This window comes from Bacillus pretiosus (assembly GCF_051294775.1).
Classification (GTDB): Bacteria; Bacillota; Bacilli; order Bacillales; family Bacillaceae_G; genus Bacillus_A; species Bacillus_A wiedmannii.
In genome coordinates this window covers 1,397,571-1,415,681 of record NZ_JBPPHF010000002.1, presented here as the reverse complement: position 1 = coordinate 1,415,681, position 18,111 = coordinate 1,397,571, and the positions used below count along the sequence as shown (strand labels likewise).

The following is an 18,111-nucleotide window of genomic DNA, read 5'->3' as shown; positions in this document are numbered from 1 at the left end:
TTAACGTTCTTGATTAATAAGGTCAACAACTTCTTTCATTGTATAATTCTTTAAATATTCACCTAGATGTTCTTCCGCACCTAAGAAAATAGCAAAAAGAACTTTCCGCATGTTCGAACCTACAATACACTGATCATTTGATTCTGGACACTTCGGCTGCAATGCACCTTCAGAGGTTATTTGATACATATTCCAAAGATTAATTTCACTTAAATCACGGGCAAAAATAAAACCTCCACCAGTTCCCTCTCTTGATTGTATAAACTTATGTTTTTTTAACAAACTTAGCACTTTGCGAATGCGTACTGGATGAACACCTGCACTTTCTGAAATAGCATTACTTGTTGACATCCGATCTGGCTGTAAAGCTAAATAAGTTAAACTGTGAATGGCCAAGGTAAAGTCGCTGTTCATCGTTGTCCTCCTACGATAAAAAATATGATTTCTCGCTTAGTAACATACTGTAGCCATAAATATTACAGATAGGTTAGTCAAACGTTAAAATATATAAGAATCATGCTTAGCATGAAAAAATAAATCCCTTTATATTCTATCAGAACTCCCCTATATCTCCTAACTTCATGTAGCTTTTTAAGTTGCAAATAAATTTAAACAGTCCACTGTTTCTTAACTTGTTCTTCTGCCAATTGTTTAATTTTTGTCCAAATCGTATCTTTACTCACAATAACATTTGTGTGATAGTTTCTATCTTTATAATTAACTGTAACACATACTTCAATCACTTCTGTTTCCTCCTTTCAAAATATTACTTATTAATTAGCCATTTTTTGCAATTCAATATTCAAAAATGTTCGAACGCTACGCGGTAAAAATTTGCGAATTTCTTCCTCGTTAAAACCAACCTGTAATCTTTTTTCGTCCAGCATAATTGGACGACGTAACATTTGAGGATACTCAATTATTAATTTATAAAACTCATTAAGCGAAAGCGCCTCAATATTTATATTTAATTCCTGAAAAGTTTTAGATCTAGTTGAAATAATTTCGGTAGCACCATCTTCAGTTAAACGAAGAATGGATTTAAGTTCATCAACTGTAAGCGAATTTGATACGATATTTTTTTCGGTATAATCAATTTGATGTTCTTCAAGCCATGCTTTTGCTTTTCGGCACGAACTACAGCTTGCTGTCGTATATAAAATCACCATATTTTACACACACTCCTTTACTTTTTAAATTATTATATAGATTATTGAAATGTATTAAAAAAAATTACAGTTTAGAATGAAATACACGTTATATTTTTTATTCGAGAATATTTAATTTATCTGTTTTTTACAAACAATAGCAACTCACTTCTAAAAACTATACTGTAATTTTAAACTTTACAGTTCCATTAATCAACTGTTAAGTCTTGGATGCATTCCATTAGCGAAATAAATTATATTCCACTTTATTCATTTCTTCCCGACATGTTTAGCATAATAAAAGCTACTGCCTTGAACACAGCAGCATTGTAGGAAGAAATACGCGGACAAAAAAAGCAAAGCGCGTACACTTTGCTTCTTACAAAATCCCTTTTAACTTTTTACCAATTAACTCCGCTACATATTCATAACCTTGTCGGCCAAAATGTAAACCGTCTTTTTCATCATCTTCTACTAATCTTTTATAATGAGGCTCTTGAATCATTTCAGCATATAAATTTAGAAAATAACTTCCTGTTTCCTTCGCCACTTCCTCTACTACGTCTGCATACTGACCAAGTACTTTATTTGTTCTATTATGCTGGCGTTCTTCATCAACTGGCGCAGGACTAATAAGTAATATCTTTTCTGGTGAAATCATACTTACAATCTTCCCTAAATTGTCTTTGTATACTTGCAATGGTACTGGATCAAATAATACCGAATCATTCGTACCAAGAAAAACTGTTACGAAGTCTGGTTTATGTGATAGTACATCATCTTCAATCCTATGTAACGCATCGAACGTATTATCACCCGGAACCCCCGCATTTACCACCTTCCAATTTGGAAACATCTCCCGCAAACGCGGTGTTAACCTCGGCGTTTCATCAAAAAACGTTTCATCAGCTGTAATACTATCACCAAAGCATACTAACGTATTCATAAAAACTAAATCTCCTTTTACGTATGAAATAACTTTCCTTCTACCGCCTTAATATATCTTTCAGCAGAACGTTCCACTGCCTCATTGGCATTCTCTTTCACTACTCGGTGAAAAGCATTATATAAACGATTAAACTGTAACGGCTTCACTCGATTCGCCATTTCCTCCACTTTTCTCGCTGGTAATGGAATTAAGTTTGGATAGCTGTACATGAAACTCACCCACTGCTGATCCGCTACGACTTGAATAATATCACCTGTTAATAAAATACCTTTCCCACCATTTCCTTCTTCCCAATGTAATACAGAACCGCCGCTAAAATGTCCTCCGAGACGATGAATAGTAATTCCGTCCGCTAATTGTAAAGACTCGCCAGACCAATAAATAATACGACTACTCGGGCGTACTACCCACTCTTTATCGTCTTCATGTATATAGATTGGTACATCAAACGTTTCTGCCCATTCTACTTGCGTTGAATAATAATGAGGATGAGATAGTGCTATCGCATCTAACCCGCCCCACTCCTTTATCTTCTCAATTGTCGTTTCATCTAAATAAGTAATACAATCCCATAGTAATCGATACGCTTCCGTTTTTACTACATATCCCGTTTGACCAATTGCAAATGTCGGTTTTGTCGTAATACTATAAAGCCCATTTTCTTCTTCTATCATTTCATTTTTATATGTACCACTCGATTGCAAGTTTTCTAAAGTCGTCCAAGACTGTCCTTTCGGATTCACATATTGTCTCTCCTCATCACAAATAACACAACTTACCGGTTCTTCCACACTCGCTGCATACTGTACGCCGCACGTTGTACAAACGAAATTTTTCATAATAATTCCCCCTATCCCTATATTTTTATGAAGCTGATTTTTGTTGATAATGATCTACTTTTTTATTTTCAATTAATAAACTGATTAGAGTCAGTAAGTAGACAACTGTAACTGCCAATGGAATGGCAGTAAATCCATTGTCTGCAAAAAGAATCCCGCAAACTGACGTTACGAGCACAGTCCCTACTGACAATAAACCATAACTTTTACTTTCATAAATCCATACGTACGGTACAAAATGAACCCCTATTAACATCGCTACTACAAAAGGTAGCCACTCTGGAAATTGAAAATAGGCAAGTAATACAAACGGAATATTTAATACATTTATCCCGCCAATTAATCCAGCTAAAGTTCCTAGCGGATTTCCTTTCGCAAACATATCAATTTTCAATATAGCAGCTATCATTAAGCCAAAAGGAAATACACAACCCATACCAATTAAATACACCCACACAACTTGTTTTTCTGAAAGAAGGATACCCGTTACACTTGCTACAATCCAAAATAAAATACCAGCTATTATAACTGGAAATCCTCTTTTCGTTCTTTGTGCTAAATCTCTTTTTGCTTCTAGAATGTTCATTTCACTATCTCCCCCAAACTATTTGTACTATAAAGCCGGCTCAATTTCGTCCATCCAATAACGCCAAGCTACTAAGTAATCTTCTAAATCTTTGGGGTGGTGTCTTAAACATGTATCTATACGCAAATATAATCCTATGACTATCTCCTCGTACAAATCTCGTTCTTTTTTATGAAATACACATTGCTTCATCGCAAAATCAATTGCTTCTTTCGTTACATCTTCAGGAGTTGAACAGAACGCATAAATTAAATCATATAAAGGATCTCCAAGGACTGGTAACGGATCAATTACTCCATGTAACTTATTCTGCCGGAATATAAAATTATGAAATCCGAAATCACCATGTAATAAAAAGGGGTGATTTACTCCGGCTTTCCTATTTGCTAGTTTAAGAACCGTTCTATATTCTTCTTCACTTATGTAACATCTTACATTTTCATAAGCTTCCATCACATTTGCAGTTAAAAATTCATTCCAAGATTGAACCGGACTTTCTTTCCATCCCCAGCCTCCTGCCTCTGGAACCATTTTATACTTATTGATAACTTCTTTTACAAGTGTACGAAGCGTACTTCGTTTATATCCTTGTTTACACGAAGTATTACCTTCCAGGAAAGAATACACGAAATATGTATGTAAAGGTTCCTTATACAAAAGCTTTGAAAATAAAGTATTCCCCTCATAAAAAGAAAGAAAATGAGCTTCTTCACGTATTACTTCCGCTTCATTCAGCTTTACTACATATTTTTCGTCCAACAAATATACAGTACTTGTCGTTCCTCCGTTCAACGCTTTTACGCTATTTGGAGCATGTGAAATAACTTTCTCTTTAACTAGTTGTGCAGCAATTATTGAAATGTCCATTCTCTCACCCTTTAATTTCGAAGATCCCCCCAATTCAAAAGACAACTTTACTATTATTTGACAAACGAATAGGAAACCCCTTCCAAAATCTTAATATAACAAAAATTCATTTACTTTTATATTTCAAAAATAAGGAAATACTAACAACAACGTTACATACATATTAGGAGGACAATATGAAACCTGAATTTTTAAAAGCAGTACATGATGCCATTGGAAGTGTCGAACACATTCATATAGAAGAAAGCGGTGCTGACAGCTTACTTATCCATCATGATGATGCACAGCAATTACAACAAGTCGCTAAAACGTTAGAAAACAACAATTTCCGCTCTGCTTTAAGAACAACTGGAGATGCTTCGTATATTGAAGTGTTGAACAGATAATGAAAGTCTGGATGTATTCCGGGCTTTCTTTTTTTATCCCACATTAACTGGCAGTAAGACCCCCACTGATTAAAGTTTCACTTTATATTGAAACTTTAAACTCTTTCACATACACCGCTGTTCCAGCAATATCTATTTGTAATTTCTCATTTTCTACATCTTTCGTTACATATACCGTTACACGTCCATCTTTATTCATTTCCTGTCCTTGTTCAACGATTAATTCCATTTTATGGTCAAAACCTTTCTCCAAATACATCGCATAGTACGCTCCCATTACACCTGAAGCTGTTCCTGTCACTGGATCTTCTATTGTTCCAGAGTAAGGTGATGAAAAATGACGACCGTGCATTTTTGCTTCTGCATTATATGTTTCTGTGCAAAGCGGATGAATAGAGGCATTTGGTATTTCTTTTAACACAAATGGAAATTCATTATTATTAGGTTTCATTTTCTCACATGCTTCTAGATTTTTAACAGGTACAATTACAGTCCAAATACCAGTACTTCCATATACAATTGGTAATTTTCCATCTAAATCATTTACTTCCAGACCAATGCTGTGCGCTAATGCCTCTTGGGAGCCTGTAAAACTTTGAAACTGGGGTTTTGCTTGTCTCATTTTAATAAAAGTTTCTCCACTTTCATTCGCACCTATATGTATCGGCAAAATCCCTGCCTTCGTTTCAATTGTTAAATTATGATTCCCTTCTAATAACCCCCTTTCATGAAGCGCATATATAGTCCCTACTGTCGCATGACCACATAAATCCATTTCATGACCGGGAGTAAAATAGCGAATCTTTATATCTGCTTCTTTTGAAGAAAGAACAAAGGATGTTTCATTAAACCCAACTTTTTCAGCAATACGCTGCATTTCTCCTTCCGTTAATCCATCCGCCTCTAATACAATACCTGCTGGATTCCCCATATTCGGTTTATTCGTGAATGCGTCATAATGAAATACGTTTATAGTCTTCATTTTCTTTTCTCCTAACTTTCTTTAAAAATTTTATAATAAAGCTCTATCTCTGTTTTCACCGAACAATGATTTCTCCAAAATATCTTCTGCATCTTTTCATTTGAAGTATGTGTGCTTCCGATGTAATAAGTAGCGCCCATTTCCTTTAACATATGTAAAGATTGAAGATGCAGTTGCGAAGAGATTCCTTTCCCGCGATAATGAGGCATTACCCCAAAGTAAAATAATCGCCCTTCACTTTCTGTTCCAGTCTCTATATGCGGTATGGACAAACCAATTGGCTCATTTTTATCATAAAAAACAATGCATGACTTCTCCCAACCTTTACCTAATTCTGTTTGCACTGAATGAAAATGCTCATCAATATTTAAAATGGAAGTTTGATTTCCTGAGTTCAACATACATTGCTCCCAAATGTATTTAAAATCTTTTGCCGATAACGTTTCTCCTATTGAACGATATGTAAATTGTTTTTCAAGCGCCTCTATATCGTCTAACTCTCTACACACTTCTATCTTTGCTGCATGTAAAGAAAAATCCGCATCAAGTAACACTCTCGCACTTGAGTTATAACTACTAAACCTTTTATTTAATACAATACTCGCTCTTTTCAACTCCCAGTTAAAACAAATTTCTTCAAATCTACTTATCTTTTCTTTATAAGTTTGTACGTTATAAAAGGCATCTTCTTCTATCTCTTCAATCGTTACTGCATTTGGTAAACCATTTAATACTTTTTTAGAGGGACCAAATAGATTCTGAATGATTGTAAGATCGTATATCACCACTTTAATTCTCCTATCCCTGGCTCAATAAACTTCCCTGAAACATCCTCATTTGAATCAATTACCCAATCATATATATTTTGCGCTCCTTCAGCCGGAGTCATATTCGCATCAAAGGCACCGATATCAGTCTTTAATTTTCCTGGGTGAATTGCCGTTACACGAATTCCTTTATTCTCAAACTCTTGTTGTAAACAAAGTGTTAACATATTTTGCGCAGCTTTAGCAATTCGATAGGAATATGAGAACTGTCCTTGCGGAAACTCTTTGTTCGCCATTTTATGTAGTGATCCTAACCGAGAGGACATATTTATTATTCTCGGCTGATCCGATTTAGCTAAAGCCACATATGTACCTTTTACAGCTCGAATTACGCCTAAGCAGTGAATATTAAATAAGTCCGTTAACTCTTCTGAATTTATATGTAAAATCTCAGTCTCCTTTCCAGTAATTCCAGCGTTATTTATAACTAGATCCATATACTCTGTATATCCCTCGAGCTGATTCTTAATCTGCTCCGTACTCTCATCAAGTGATAAGTCTGCCAATATAGGAAAACATCTACAACTAAACATTTGCTTCAATTGCGTTACCGCAACTTCAGTTCTAACTAACGGATAAACGATATGCCCATTTTCATGAAATACTTTTACTAACTGTAACCCTAACCCGCGATTTCCCCCTGTAATTAGAACTCTCATATATCCATCTCCTTATTTTTAAAATAAATAAGAAAGTCCATCCATTTACCATTCTCTAAAGAAAACGCCTCTCTCTTGCATTCAAGTGAAAAACCTGTTCTTTCCGCAAGACGAACGGATGGCTCATTATCAACATGTATATGTAATTCAATTCTATGGAAATGAAGACTATTAAAAAATAACGATAACGCAGCTTTCACACTTTCAATACCATATCCATTTTTCCAGTATTGATTATGTATGGAATACCCCATCACCGCCCATTGATAGTCCATACGTAAAATTTTTATAAGCTCTAGCTTCCCAATATTAGCCCCATCTTCTTTACGAAAAATACCTAATACATACATCTCATCTCGATGTGCTGCTTCATCAAACCCTCTAATCCATTCCGTGAACCATTCTTTCGTCGATGATGCCATAACTTGATAGCCATCGTCATATTTATACTGCGATGGTAACCTCTTATGAAATCCATCGAACCAACTTTCATAATCATCATTTTGGAACGGACGAATCATAAGTCTCTCTGTCTCTATTTGCAATAGCGGCAGCTTCATTTATATCTCTTCCTTTAATTAATGATTGAATATTCTTTATTATCTTACAATAAATACAAAATCTAGTAAATTATTATGTTCTTTACAAACAAAAATCCAGTTATGCTTTGTACATAACTGGATTCCTCATCATCTAATCGTTTTTTATTTTACAAGTACACCTTCTCTTAATTCCCTCTTCAACACTTTCCCTAAAGCATTTTTCGGTAATTTGTCCATAAATACAACGTCTGGTATTTTATAACTTGCTAGTTTCTCTTTACAATGCCGTATAATTTCTTCTTCCGTTAAAGACGTTTGCATATCTTTTACAATATACGCTGTCGGAATCTCTCCCCAAAAGTCATCTGGAACTCCAACTACTGCAACTTCTAAAACACCATGTATTTCATGGATAACATCTTCTACTTGATCTGGATATACGTTGTCACCACCGCGTATAATAACGTCTTTATATCTTCCCATAATATGCAGGAATCCATCATCATCTATCATGCCAGCATCGCCCATGTTAAACCAATTATCTTTTACTACCTTTTTTGTCGCCTTTTCATTATTCCAATACCCTTTAAACATGTATGGACTTCTTACATGAATCTCGCCAACTTCATTTGTTGTTAGTTCATCACCTGTTTCTGGATGAACAATTTTTAACTCTACATGTTTCAAAGTTTTCCCTACAGAAGACATCTTTTCTTTTCCCATCATTGGATGCCATGAAGTTACAACCCAACCTTCTGTACTCCCATATCCTTGCACCATATATATTCCTTTTTCCATATATTTTTGAATAAGTGTTTCTGGCACTTTTGTACCACCACTTTGTGCTACTTTAAAAGTTGAAATGTTACGTTCTTTTTTATTTAGCTCCTCAAGCATGTAGCTATAAACAGCTGGGAATGCAAGCATCGTAGTAATTTTCTCTTCTTCAATCTTATCCCAAATAAGAGCAGGATTCGAATCAGCTAAAAAGATCATCGTAACACCATGATAAATACAATTTAAAATAGAAAGCACTCCACTCATATGAAATAATGGATGCACGGATAAAAAGCGTTCACCTGCTGGAAATTCTCTTTGGCCCGCAATCTCAGAAAAATAATGATGTAAGTTTTTATGTCCAATTACACATGCTTTTGCCTGTCCAGTCGTTCCTGAAGTAAATAAGTAAATCGCATCATCATCTTCATGAACTTCTACGTTCGGTTCTGTCATTGACTGTTCTTGTAATATTAATTCAAATGAACCAAAGCCTTCTTTTGTCGTTTTAATTACAAAAGGAATTTCTTTAACAGCATCAATCTTTACAGCTTCATGAAATTCTTCATCAATAACTAACACTTTTAATTTTGCTTCTTTTACAATCGTTTCTAACTCATAAGCAGTAAGCTGATGATTTAACGGAATACATACAGCTCCAATTTTTAAACTTGCCATCATAACGCTTGGAAACGGATGATTATTTTTGCATAGTATTCCAATACGATCTCCTCTTTGCACACCGTTATGTAGCAAATAGTGTGCAAGCTGATTTACTCGTTCATTATACTGCTGAAACGAATACCTTTTCTCTCCCCCTACAAGCGCTTCCAAATTTGGTGATTGCATTGCTCTTTTTTGTAATAATTTTTGCATCGTTCTCAAGTAAAACTCCCCTTTATATATATTAGGTTTTTTATTTTACCAGATTAACTATTAATTTACTAAAGATTACACTTAGTGAATATAAAATCAATAAAAATAGCCATCTACTTAACAAGTAGATGGCTATTTCCTCTTATATATTAGAATACTCCTTATTCATCACATAGCGCACATACTCCGGTGCACTTTTATTAATCTCTTCATCACTTAATTTATATTCGGCACCATATAAATAAAATGAAGGTATAAATTTCATGTCTGTATATAAGCACGTAGCTTGAAATGGTTTCGTTAACTCATCCATTGTAATTCCGCTATTTTTATAGTCTTTTTCTAATCCACCTATAGAAATAGCTAGACCAAATTCTTTCCCTTTCACTTTATCTCCTTTTGATCCGTACGCAAATCCATATGTTAATACATCGTCAAACCATTTTTTTAATAATGGTGGTGAACTGTACCAATAAAGCGGAAATTGAAATATATATCTGTCATGTTCTACTAATAGCTTTTGCTCTTCCTCAATATTAAACTCCCAATTCGGTGCCGCTTTATATAATTCATGCACCGTTATTTCATCCGAATGTTCCTCAAGTTCTTCGATCCATCTTTTATTAATTTTTGATTTTTCAATATCAGGGTGTGCTACAATTACAAGTGTTCTCATCATCTTCCATCCCCTTTTTAAATTATTCAATCCTTTACGTATTAGTATGAGTGAGTCACATATAATTGAAAAGTACGTACTTTAAAGTGCTATAGGAACCTTAAAGTACCTGTGGAGGTGTTATATGAATCAAAATGAAGACTGCCCAATTGCAACGACGCTCGATGTAATCGGCGGAAAATGGAAAGTTCATATTTTATGTGTTTTGATGGATGGAAAAATGCGAACAAATGAAATCCGACGAGAAATCCCAAACATTACGCAAAAAGTTCTAACTCAACACCTTCGCCAACTTGAAGCTGATGGGATTATCCATCGTACTGTATATCAAGAAGTACCACCAAAGGTTGAGTACACAATAAGCGAATACGGGAAATCTTTAATGCAAATTATGGATGAACTATGTGAATGGGGAAAAGATCATCAAATGAAAAGATTACATGACTAAAAGAACATTACCGTCTTTATTAAATCTTCTACATTCATATTAGTAGTTCAATATTTCTACTGAAATTTTATATTAGAGGTACTCCAACAACTCGTAATTTAGAAGCCCAAATCTTTCAAAAGTAAAAAACAATAACATTCATCTATAAATACTCTTTATAACAAAAATATCCTATACTTTTTACCTTATATTTTATTCGGACACTTTTTATTCATTGAACCGCATCCTAGTTGTTAGACATATAGTCAACAATTTGAGATGTGGTTTTATTATTCGGATAACAGCTCTCATCAACTTTAATAATCATGACTGCAGACAAAATACTTTGCAAAGAGTTCCTGTACAAGGTGATTTTTCACATAGACTTACCAAATAGAATTTTTATAAAAAACTGCTCACATTTAAATTGGACAAGCATATTTTATTGTATGGGGACTCCCTACTCATAGAAAACTACCTTTCTATTCTAAGAGCATGCATATTTGTGTGCTCTTAAACTATTTACAATAAAATAAAGAGTTTATTAATTTGCTTAATTCACTATCGGAAAAGTACCCATAATAATATCTTTATATTTATCTATTGTTTTTTGATTTTTATAAAACTATATTATTTTGGAGTTGGTTAATACGTTACAAAAAACTGACCGTGTAATCATTATGGTCCCTCCATTTTCACAAGTGTTTGTTACATTTTACTCCTCATCAGGAGAACTCCTTTCATCACAAGTCTTATCTAATACCTCTCCACATCCTGTATCAATGTATGCACTTAATGAAATTGAAAGCGAATTATTTGAAGTCGAGTTACAACCACTACTACTTCATTAAAACTACGAATAGCAGAAAGACCTTTACAACTCCCATATGGAACTACAGTAGTAGCATTTTTAGCAAAAATAGTACAAGCAGAAGAAGCTGCAGACACGCTATATAGCTTTAACTACACACTTACTAAGTAAACTTCTCCTAGGAACTTCACTTTTGTTTCCCCAGAAACAAAAGTGAAGTATAATTATATATGTACAATAGATAACATTTATAAATCTATTTACAATTTTTCACATTAGCTCTTAAACAATTAAATAAATGGAGGGCATGATATGGACAATTATTATGATGTAGCGGTAGTTGGTGGTGGTCCAGTTGGACTTATGGCAGCATGTGAATTAGCTATCCAAGACGTAAAAGTTGTTGTTTTAGAGAGAAGATTAGACCGGGTACGAAATTCTAGAGCACTCACACTACACCCCCGCTCCTTAGAATTGATGGCTATGAGAGGTATTGCAGATCGATTTTTAGCTAGAGGAAAGAAATTAAATACAAGTCATTTTGCTGCCTTAGATACAAGATTAAACTTTAAAAATTTAAATACTGATTTTCCGTATACACTTTTTATTCCCCAATCTATTACAGAAGAAATATTAGAAGAACGTGCATTAGAATTAGGTGTAGTCATTAAACGCGGGCATACTGTGAAAGACTTAAAACAATATGAAACATTTGTACAACTAGAAATAGAACAAAGAGAAACAATATATAAAATAGAAGTTCCATATGTAATAGGAGCTGATGGAGCAAGAAGTATAGTTCGTGAATTATCAAATATACCGTTTAATGGAACAAACACAACAACTACTGCTATATTAGGTGATGTTATTTTAGAAGATATACCAGATACTCCATTTTTATCTACTTCTAATATAAATGGGATATTAATGATGGTACCTATTACACCTGATGTATTTCGTTTTGCAATTATTGATCCTAAGAATCAGACAATACCTGTTCATGTTGCTGTTACAGAAAAAGAGTTTATAGATAGTATTTATAGTATTACAGGTGAACATCTTCAAATTAAGAACACAATATGGCTTTCTCGTTTTGGCAATGCAACCAAACTAGCAAATACTTATCAACATAAGCGTGTATTCTTAGCAGGGGATGCAGCACATATTCATTTCCCTGCTGGAGGACAAGGTTTGAATGTAGGTCTACAAGATGCTTTTAATATTGGCTGGAAATTAGGACTCGCAATAAAACAAAAAAAATATGAAAGCCTATTAGAAAGTTATCATATTGAAAGACATGCTGTGGGAAAACAATTTTTCAAGGAAGTACAAGCGCAAGAACAATTAATGATAAACTTTTCAAACGCAGGAATGGAATTAAGGGGTTTATTTTCGCACCTACTTACATACCCCGAGATAAATCACGATTTATCTAAAAGAGTAAGTGGCTTAGGAATAATGTATTCATCGATGCACGATACAGAAAGGCATCCATTGATAGGAAAAAGATGTACAAATCTCACTATTTCTTCTCTAAATAAGAAAAGTTATAAACTCTTTGAATTAATGCAGGATGGTAAATTTATCTTATTAATACACCCTTCTTATATAGATAAGATAAATAAAATAAATATTGATTCACACATAAAAGTGATAATAGGAGAAATACAAGATTCCAAGTTAAAAAATATAGATACCGTTTTGATTCGACCGGATGGTCACATAGCCGACATTGAGTATAACAAGGTAAATAACTGCGAATAGTCCAGAAAAATGATTATCAATTGTATTAGTGATACAAGATAAATTCACTTTTATAAAACGAAAAGAATCCTATTTATTTAGGACTCTCTTCGTTTTGCCCATCTCACTATTTATAAAAACATATCTACAACGGAAGAAACACTACATTTACAGTTAACTATAAATCCCGTTCCAAAGGACTACCCAAAACTCCCCACCTACATACTCCCATGATCAAAAATATTTGTCTCTATTTCATATAAAGTATGATAAGCATCCATAAAGATAAAGCACCAAGGAAAGCAAGCACTATACGAGTAGATAGTACCCTTACTTCGAAATCGGTTTTCTTGGATGGTTCAGGATATGCAATTACATAAATCCCTTTTAATAGTGCGAGCCATGCAATAAGTGTAATGAGTCCCTGCCAATTAAGTTCCCAAACATTATGTAGAATAACAGTACCTAATCCTAGGAAAATTGATAGAAAGCCATACATAATTCCAAATCCTCTGTCTTCTACCACTAATTTTTTCAGTTCACGTAGTATAGATGGTCGCACAAAAAGTATTCCTGAGATGATAACCGTTATCCATCCCCAAAAAAATCCTAAAAAAAGGCTTACCTCCATTGTTACTCCACTCCTTTCAATTACATTTATATTTCAGTTATTTTCCCTTTAGTATTAGATCTATAGATAAAAAACTAAAAATGTAACTTTGGAGTAAAGTCGTACTCTTTATAAAATATTTCATGTGTACATAAATAATCCTTCACCTTGTTAAATTTAACAAGGTGAAGATCATACAATATTATTAAATAAATAAAATAATCTAACTAAGATGTATAACAAATTAATAACCAGTCTACATACAACTTATGTTAGTAAGAAAATCACATACACTTATACATATTACTTTTGTATAAAATCTTAAAAATTGTAGTCAGACAATTACTTTAGCATCCTCTTCTTAATGTCTAGACAATCAGTATTTAAACTAAACATGCTAATATTGATTTTGTGCGATGGTCCGTTACCTCATAATAAATTTCTAACCCTTTCCGAGTACCTGTAACGACTTTCGTAGCTTTTAGTTTAGATAAATGTTGACTAATTGTACTTTGAGGCATTTGTAACGTTTCATACATTGTCGTTACGTTAATTGGGCCTTTTGCAAGCATTATTTTTACTAATGATAAACGGACAGGATGTGCCAATACTTTCAATACTTCAGTGATTTCTTCATACATTTCTTTCATATTTTTTCTCCCCTTTTATATAAATATTATTGATATCCATATATATAATTCGAAAGGATATAAGATTTTGTGTCCGTCATTTTTAAAAAAATAAAAAAATTTTTCCGAAATTCAAGGAGTGTCTTAACATAACGTCTCACTATCAGTAATGATTAGGAATTTTGTTATGGAAGCGAAGGCTTTATATTACATATTACATATTACTTACTAAAACCAATGAAAAAAGAGAGCAGGTAAACTGCCCTCTTATGATGCCTCCTTATGTTCCGTGGAATGTTTAACACTCCCCATTCTCTTTAATTTATTCCACCCTACCGCTACTCCTCGAATTGATGAGAATATAGATTTAATGACAACATAAGTCATAAATTGACGATAAATAAAGCGTTGTAAAATTAACCATGCTAGTGGTTTCGGATTCTCTTCTTCTAATTTAAATGCAAATAAAGATGCGAATAGATCCATTAAAAAGAATACAAAATAAAACCCTAAAACTTTTAGTGGATTGCTACTAAATAGCCCCATAATCATTAATATATCTGCTAAAGGAGCAATGAATTGCAAAACATATTGGAATAACCACATGTTAGGCAATGCAATAAACCCTAATGTTTTATGCTGTGAATGAAACAATGCTTTTCGGTGTTTCCAAAGACATTGGAGTGTACCATATGACCAACGATATCGTTGTTTAATGAGACTTTTCACATCTTCAGGTGACTCCGTATAAGCATACGCGCTTTCTTCATATACAATTCTATACCCTTGACGTAAAAATGTAATAGTAAGATCCGTATCTTCTGCTAACGTATCCTCACTTAAATATCCAGATTCAACTACATTCTTTTTACGCCATGCCCCAATAGCTCCTGGAACTACTGTAATACAATTTAACTCATCAAAAGCTCTACGTTCTAAATTAAACCCGGTAATATACTCAACATGTTGCCAAGTAGTTAACAAGTTACGTCTATTACCTACTTTGACATTACCTGAAACTGCTGCAACATTATGATCTTCAAAGTGTCTAACCATTAAAGAAATAGCGTCTTGTGCAATAATTGTATCCGCGTCTAACGTAACAATGATTTCTCCTCGTGAGTGTTGAAACCCTAAATTCATTGCTGATGATTTCCCACCGTTTTCTTTCTGGATTAAACGTACTTTAGGGTGTTTATTAAATGTTTCTTGCATTACTTTTGACGTATCATCTTTCGATCCGTCATCCACAACTATAACTTCAAATTCTTTATAATGACTATCCAAAATTGAGCGAATCGTCTTAGCTATAACCTTTTCTTCATTATATGCCGCTATGACAACACTAACAAAAGGTTGATAGGACGAATGCGTGCAACGAGATAGCGTTTTTCTTTTCTGCTTCCATGCAAAATAAATTAAGAATAAGAATCGGAAAATACCTAATCCAATAGCAATATAAAAAATAATTGTTAATATATGTTTAAAGTATCCCGCTCCTGAAAAGACAGCTTTATTGTAAAGTAAATATTGCTTTCCTTCAGAAGAAACAGGAGGCATAATTTCATCTCGTTCTTTATTCATTAAATCTGAAATTGTTACAAAACTATATCCATTTTTTTTAAGTTCTTTAATAATAATGGGAAGCGCTTCTACCGTATGGGCACGATTCCCTCCCGCATCATGGAGAAGAATAATATTTCCCTCTCCCTTATAAATGGGAGTAAGAGCACGCTTTACTAATTCATTCGTTGATGGTGTTGCCCAGTCTTCAGGATCAACTTTTTCCGCCACCATTGTATAGTTCATATTTTGTGCACGCAAAATAGGCAATATTTCATTTGATGAATCTGGGTTAGCATCGGCTTCATATGGCGGTCTAAATAAAACCGTAGAATGTCCAGTTATTTCCTGAATTAAACGTTGCGTCGTATTAAGTTCTAATTTTGTTCGTAGTAAAGACGTATCAGCGACGTTAGGATGCTTGAAAGTATGATTGCCAATTTCATGCCCTTCATCGTATATTCTTTTCACAATATTAGGATTTAGTTGCGCGTTTTCACCAAGTACAAAAAAAGCAGCGTTTATTTTATTCTCTTTTAATATATCTAAAATTTTCGGTGTATATTTCGGGTCTGGCCCATCATCAAATGTTAATACTACTTGTTTCCCATTCGGTTTTCCATATCGTTGCACTTCGTATGTAGATGGTAATGATCTATATACTTCATCTGTAAGATAACCATCTTTTCCTATTTTAAAATCTCTCAACCCATTTTGTCTTTCATTCTCAATCTGTAAAATTTCACCTTGTCCAGCATAATTCACTTCATCTAAACTAGTAATTTTATGTAATGCATCAGGATTTTTTTGTACCCCAATCGGATTTTTTAAAACTTTCCATATTGTAGGGTCTTCTGCTCCTAATCTCCATAATGCAAACCCTTTAGCATTGTTTTCCATTGCGATTTTCACTTGATTATAGAGAGTAACACTATCTAAGAACCAAGCAGTATGATCTTTCTCTCCTGTTTTATATCTAAAATAAGGATTTCCACTCATGTTATCCCATTGAATTTTCATATTGGAATCATGAGCCATTGCCATAACTTCTGAAAAAGTTAAAGACTTCGCAGGTTTTTTACTATTTACTTCCCAATCATATCCATAGTTACCGAAAGCAACTACAAGTTTATTAGACGGAATATTCAGTTCTTTTAATGTATGTTGGAACCATTTATTTGAAGCAATTGGGCCTGGTTCCCCCGCTCCATAATGCTCATCGTACATCATTACAATCATTCGATCTATTATTTTTGCTAATGCACCATAATCAAAAGCCTTATCATTAGCTGGAACATCTTGTGTAACGAGCAAATCATGTTTATGAAAGACCGTAGTAATTTCTTTTATGAAATTTGTTAAGTTTTCTCTATCGCTTTCAGGTACGGCCTCAAAGTCAATATTAATACCTGAAAACTGATTCTTTTTAACTTCGCTTACTAAATCATTAATAAATTTCGTCTTCACATCATTCGGCGAATTCAGTAACTTATGGATAAGCTCACTATCAGGGCCAGAAGCTTTTTCGGTATAGTTAGTAAGTAACGGCATAATTTTCACATGATTTTTTTTTGCTAGTTTTACAATCTCAGGTTTTATTTCACTTCTAATCGTTAAATCTTCTTTTAAATGATACCATTCTGGTACTAACGTCGTTAATGAATCGATATTTTCTTTTAAAGACGCTGTACTATTTTCATCCCAATTTACATAAAAACCATACACTTCTTTTGGTTGTTTACTATCGTTCATCGAATTCACCAAATTTTTATTACCCTTCATTTCGGTATTTGGTTTGAATTCTTCCTTCTTTAACTGCTCGCCACTAAGTTTTTGATTAATTGGTACAAGTTTCGTATCTTGTTTTACAGTAGGATTCATATTTGGAATTTCTGGTGTTGAAAAAATACTTTGAAAGAAAAAATAAAATACAATACTTACGCTAACTATTGAGATACATAGAAACGAGATAAAAGCTATGTTTCTCCTTCCTTTAGGATCATAAAAAATAGGTTTTGATTTACCTTTCTCTTGTTGAATGTTTTTCTCCATTATATTTTTCACATACTCCTTCTTAATAGAACTATAGAATAATAAAGTGAAACTTTAATTAGCCCTCACCAATTGGGCATTTATAAGCAGCCCAACTCCCATCTAACTTCTTTGCCCCAGCCAAAATTAGAGATGGGAGTTTTACTGCCCACAATAGCGAGA

At 33.7% G+C, this 18,111-nt stretch carries 19 protein-coding genes; 3 read left to right on the top strand and 16 right to left on the bottom strand.

Annotation, left to right across the window (positions count from 1 at the left end):
- From saiR to ACSG5Z_RS15520, 7 genes are all read right to left on the bottom strand, one after another.
- Entirely contained in the window at positions 1–414 is a 414-nt protein-coding gene (gene saiR, locus ACSG5Z_RS15550) for an Rrf2-family transcriptional regulator SaiR (protein ID WP_435711703.1), read from the bottom strand.
- A gap of 194 nt (positions 415–608) precedes the next feature.
- Positions 609–743, bottom strand: coding sequence for a BA3454 family stress response protein (locus ACSG5Z_RS15545; protein ID WP_000573513.1), 135 nt, complete (start codon positions 741–743; stop codon positions 609–611).
- Between the two features lie 30 nt (positions 744–773).
- The gene (gene spxA / locus ACSG5Z_RS15540) at positions 774–1,169 is read right to left on the bottom strand and encodes a transcriptional regulator SpxA (protein WP_000236196.1); all 396 of its coding nucleotides are present in this window, start codon (positions 1,167–1,169) and stop codon (positions 774–776) included.
- Between the two features lie 358 nt (positions 1,170–1,527).
- A complete protein-coding gene (locus tag ACSG5Z_RS15535) occupies positions 1,528–2,094 on the bottom strand; it encodes an SGNH/GDSL hydrolase family protein (protein WP_098191082.1) in 567 nt (188 codons plus the stop codon).
- Between the two features lie 17 nt (positions 2,095–2,111).
- Entirely contained in the window at positions 2,112–2,936 is an 825-nt protein-coding gene (locus tag ACSG5Z_RS15530; protein WP_087984118.1) for an MBL fold metallo-hydrolase, read from the bottom strand.
- Between the two features lie 25 nt (positions 2,937–2,961).
- Complete coding sequence (locus tag ACSG5Z_RS15525) at positions 2,962–3,522, bottom strand: DUF7010 family protein (RefSeq protein WP_435711702.1); 561 nt, start codon at positions 3,520–3,522, stop codon at positions 2,962–2,964.
- Positions 3,523–3,549: 27 nt separating this feature from the next.
- On the bottom strand, positions 3,550–4,389 hold the full coding sequence (locus ACSG5Z_RS15520) for a phosphotransferase family protein (protein ID WP_097858388.1): 840 nt from the start codon (positions 4,387–4,389) through the stop codon (positions 3,550–3,552).
- A gap of 176 nt (positions 4,390–4,565) precedes the next feature.
- Between ACSG5Z_RS15520 and ACSG5Z_RS15515 the strand changes: the two genes are divergently transcribed.
- A complete protein-coding gene (locus tag ACSG5Z_RS15515; protein WP_044443258.1) occupies positions 4,566–4,775 on the top strand; it encodes a hypothetical protein in 210 nt (69 codons plus the stop codon).
- An 82-nt stretch (positions 4,776–4,857) separates the two neighbouring features.
- Here the strand turns inward: ACSG5Z_RS15515 and ACSG5Z_RS15510 are convergent, their stop codons facing one another.
- From ACSG5Z_RS15510 to ACSG5Z_RS15485, 6 genes are all read right to left on the bottom strand, one after another.
- The gene (locus ACSG5Z_RS15510) at positions 4,858–5,757 is read right to left on the bottom strand and encodes a PhzF family phenazine biosynthesis isomerase (protein ID WP_435711701.1); all 900 of its coding nucleotides are present in this window, start codon (positions 5,755–5,757) and stop codon (positions 4,858–4,860) included.
- Positions 5,758–5,768: 11 nt separating this feature from the next.
- Positions 5,769–6,542: a GNAT family N-acetyltransferase gene (locus ACSG5Z_RS15505; protein WP_137035965.1), complete on the bottom strand. Its 774-nt coding sequence runs from the start codon at positions 6,540–6,542 to the stop codon at positions 5,769–5,771.
- Positions 6,539–7,243 carry an SDR family NAD(P)-dependent oxidoreductase gene (locus ACSG5Z_RS15500; RefSeq protein ID WP_435711700.1) on the bottom strand — a complete coding sequence of 235 codons (705 nt, stop codon included), beginning with the start codon at positions 7,241–7,243 and terminating at the stop codon, positions 6,539–6,541. The genes ACSG5Z_RS15505 and ACSG5Z_RS15500 overlap by 4 nt, the downstream gene beginning before the upstream one ends.
- Positions 7,240–7,803 carry a GNAT family N-acetyltransferase gene (locus tag ACSG5Z_RS15495; RefSeq protein ID WP_087984112.1) on the bottom strand — a complete coding sequence of 188 codons (564 nt, stop codon included), beginning with the start codon at positions 7,801–7,803 and terminating at the stop codon, positions 7,240–7,242. The genes ACSG5Z_RS15500 and ACSG5Z_RS15495 overlap by 4 nt, the downstream gene beginning before the upstream one ends.
- A gap of 144 nt (positions 7,804–7,947) precedes the next feature.
- A complete protein-coding gene (locus tag ACSG5Z_RS15490; protein ID WP_137015085.1) occupies positions 7,948–9,447 on the bottom strand; it encodes a class I adenylate-forming enzyme family protein in 1,500 nt (499 codons plus the stop codon).
- A gap of 133 nt (positions 9,448–9,580) precedes the next feature.
- Positions 9,581–10,114 (bottom strand): NAD(P)H-dependent oxidoreductase, encoded by a 534-nt coding sequence (locus tag ACSG5Z_RS15485; RefSeq protein ID WP_137035964.1) that lies wholly within the window; start codon positions 10,112–10,114, stop codon positions 9,581–9,583.
- Between the two features lie 124 nt (positions 10,115–10,238).
- Here ACSG5Z_RS15485 and ACSG5Z_RS15480 point away from each other — a divergent pair, with 124 nt between their 5' ends.
- Both ACSG5Z_RS15480 and ACSG5Z_RS15475 read left to right on the top strand, forming a co-directional pair.
- Positions 10,239–10,562, top strand: a complete 324-nt coding sequence (locus ACSG5Z_RS15480) for a winged helix-turn-helix transcriptional regulator (protein ID WP_435711699.1) — start codon at positions 10,239–10,241, stop codon at positions 10,560–10,562.
- Between the two features lie 1,102 nt (positions 10,563–11,664).
- Positions 11,665–13,116 carry an FAD-dependent monooxygenase gene (locus ACSG5Z_RS15475; protein ID WP_262746736.1) on the top strand — a complete coding sequence of 484 codons (1,452 nt, stop codon included), beginning with the start codon at positions 11,665–11,667 and terminating at the stop codon, positions 13,114–13,116.
- 229 nt (positions 13,117–13,345) lie between these two features.
- Here ACSG5Z_RS15475 and ACSG5Z_RS15470 read toward each other — a convergent pair whose 3' ends face one another.
- From ACSG5Z_RS15470 to ACSG5Z_RS15460, 3 genes are all read right to left on the bottom strand, one after another.
- The gene (locus ACSG5Z_RS15470; protein WP_097858382.1) at positions 13,346–13,726 is read right to left on the bottom strand and encodes a hypothetical protein; all 381 of its coding nucleotides are present in this window, start codon (positions 13,724–13,726) and stop codon (positions 13,346–13,348) included.
- Between the two features lie 362 nt (positions 13,727–14,088).
- On the bottom strand, positions 14,089–14,355 hold the full coding sequence (locus ACSG5Z_RS15465) for an ArsR/SmtB family transcription factor (protein WP_087984108.1): 267 nt from the start codon (positions 14,353–14,355) through the stop codon (positions 14,089–14,091).
- A gap of 246 nt (positions 14,356–14,601) precedes the next feature.
- Complete coding sequence (locus ACSG5Z_RS15460) at positions 14,602–17,949, bottom strand: trifunctional glycoside hydrolase family 18/polysaccharide deacetylase/glycosyltransferase family 2 protein (RefSeq protein WP_435711774.1); 3,348 nt, start codon at positions 17,947–17,949, stop codon at positions 14,602–14,604.
- Positions 17,950–18,111 lie beyond the last annotated feature (162 nt).

Bases quoted from the DNA above. Each gene is read 5' to 3' on its own strand.
- saiR (WP_435711703.1), bottom strand. From the start codon at position 414: ATGAACAGCGACTTTACCTTGGCCATTCACAGTTTAACTTATTTAGCT.
- spxA (WP_000236196.1), bottom strand. From the start codon at position 1,169: ATGGTGATTTTATATACGACAGCAAGCTGTAGTTCGTGCCGAAAAGCA.
- ACSG5Z_RS15535 (WP_098191082.1), bottom strand. From the start codon at position 2,094: ATGAATACGTTAGTATGCTTTGGTGATAGTATTACAGCTGATGAAACG.
- ACSG5Z_RS15530 (WP_087984118.1), bottom strand. From the start codon at position 2,936: ATGAAAAATTTCGTTTGTACAACGTGCGGCGTACAGTATGCAGCGAGT.
- ACSG5Z_RS15525 (WP_435711702.1), bottom strand. From the start codon at position 3,522: ATGAACATTCTAGAAGCAAAAAGAGATTTAGCACAAAGAACGAAAAGA.
- ACSG5Z_RS15520 (WP_097858388.1), bottom strand. From the start codon at position 4,389: ATGGACATTTCAATAATTGCTGCACAACTAGTTAAAGAGAAAGTTATT.
- ACSG5Z_RS15515 (WP_044443258.1), top strand. From the start codon at position 4,566: ATGAAACCTGAATTTTTAAAAGCAGTACATGATGCCATTGGAAGTGTC.
- ACSG5Z_RS15510 (WP_435711701.1), bottom strand. From the start codon at position 5,757: ATGAAGACTATAAACGTATTTCATTATGACGCATTCACGAATAAACCG.
- ACSG5Z_RS15500 (WP_435711700.1), bottom strand. From the start codon at position 7,243: ATGAGAGTTCTAATTACAGGGGGAAATCGCGGGTTAGGGTTACAGTTA.
- ACSG5Z_RS15495 (WP_087984112.1), bottom strand. From the start codon at position 7,803: ATGAAGCTGCCGCTATTGCAAATAGAGACAGAGAGACTTATGATTCGT.
- ACSG5Z_RS15485 (WP_137035964.1), bottom strand. From the start codon at position 10,114: ATGAGAACACTTGTAATTGTAGCACACCCTGATATTGAAAAATCAAAA.
- ACSG5Z_RS15480 (WP_435711699.1), top strand. From the start codon at position 10,239: ATGAATCAAAATGAAGACTGCCCAATTGCAACGACGCTCGATGTAATC.
- ACSG5Z_RS15475 (WP_262746736.1), top strand. From the start codon at position 11,665: ATGGACAATTATTATGATGTAGCGGTAGTTGGTGGTGGTCCAGTTGGA.
- ACSG5Z_RS15470 (WP_097858382.1), bottom strand. From the start codon at position 13,726: ATGGAGGTAAGCCTTTTTTTAGGATTTTTTTGGGGATGGATAACGGTT.
- ACSG5Z_RS15465 (WP_087984108.1), bottom strand. From the start codon at position 14,355: ATGAAAGAAATGTATGAAGAAATCACTGAAGTATTGAAAGTATTGGCA.
- ACSG5Z_RS15460 (WP_435711774.1), bottom strand. From the start codon at position 17,949: ATGGAGAAAAACATTCAACAAGAGAAAGGTAAATCAAAACCTATTTTT.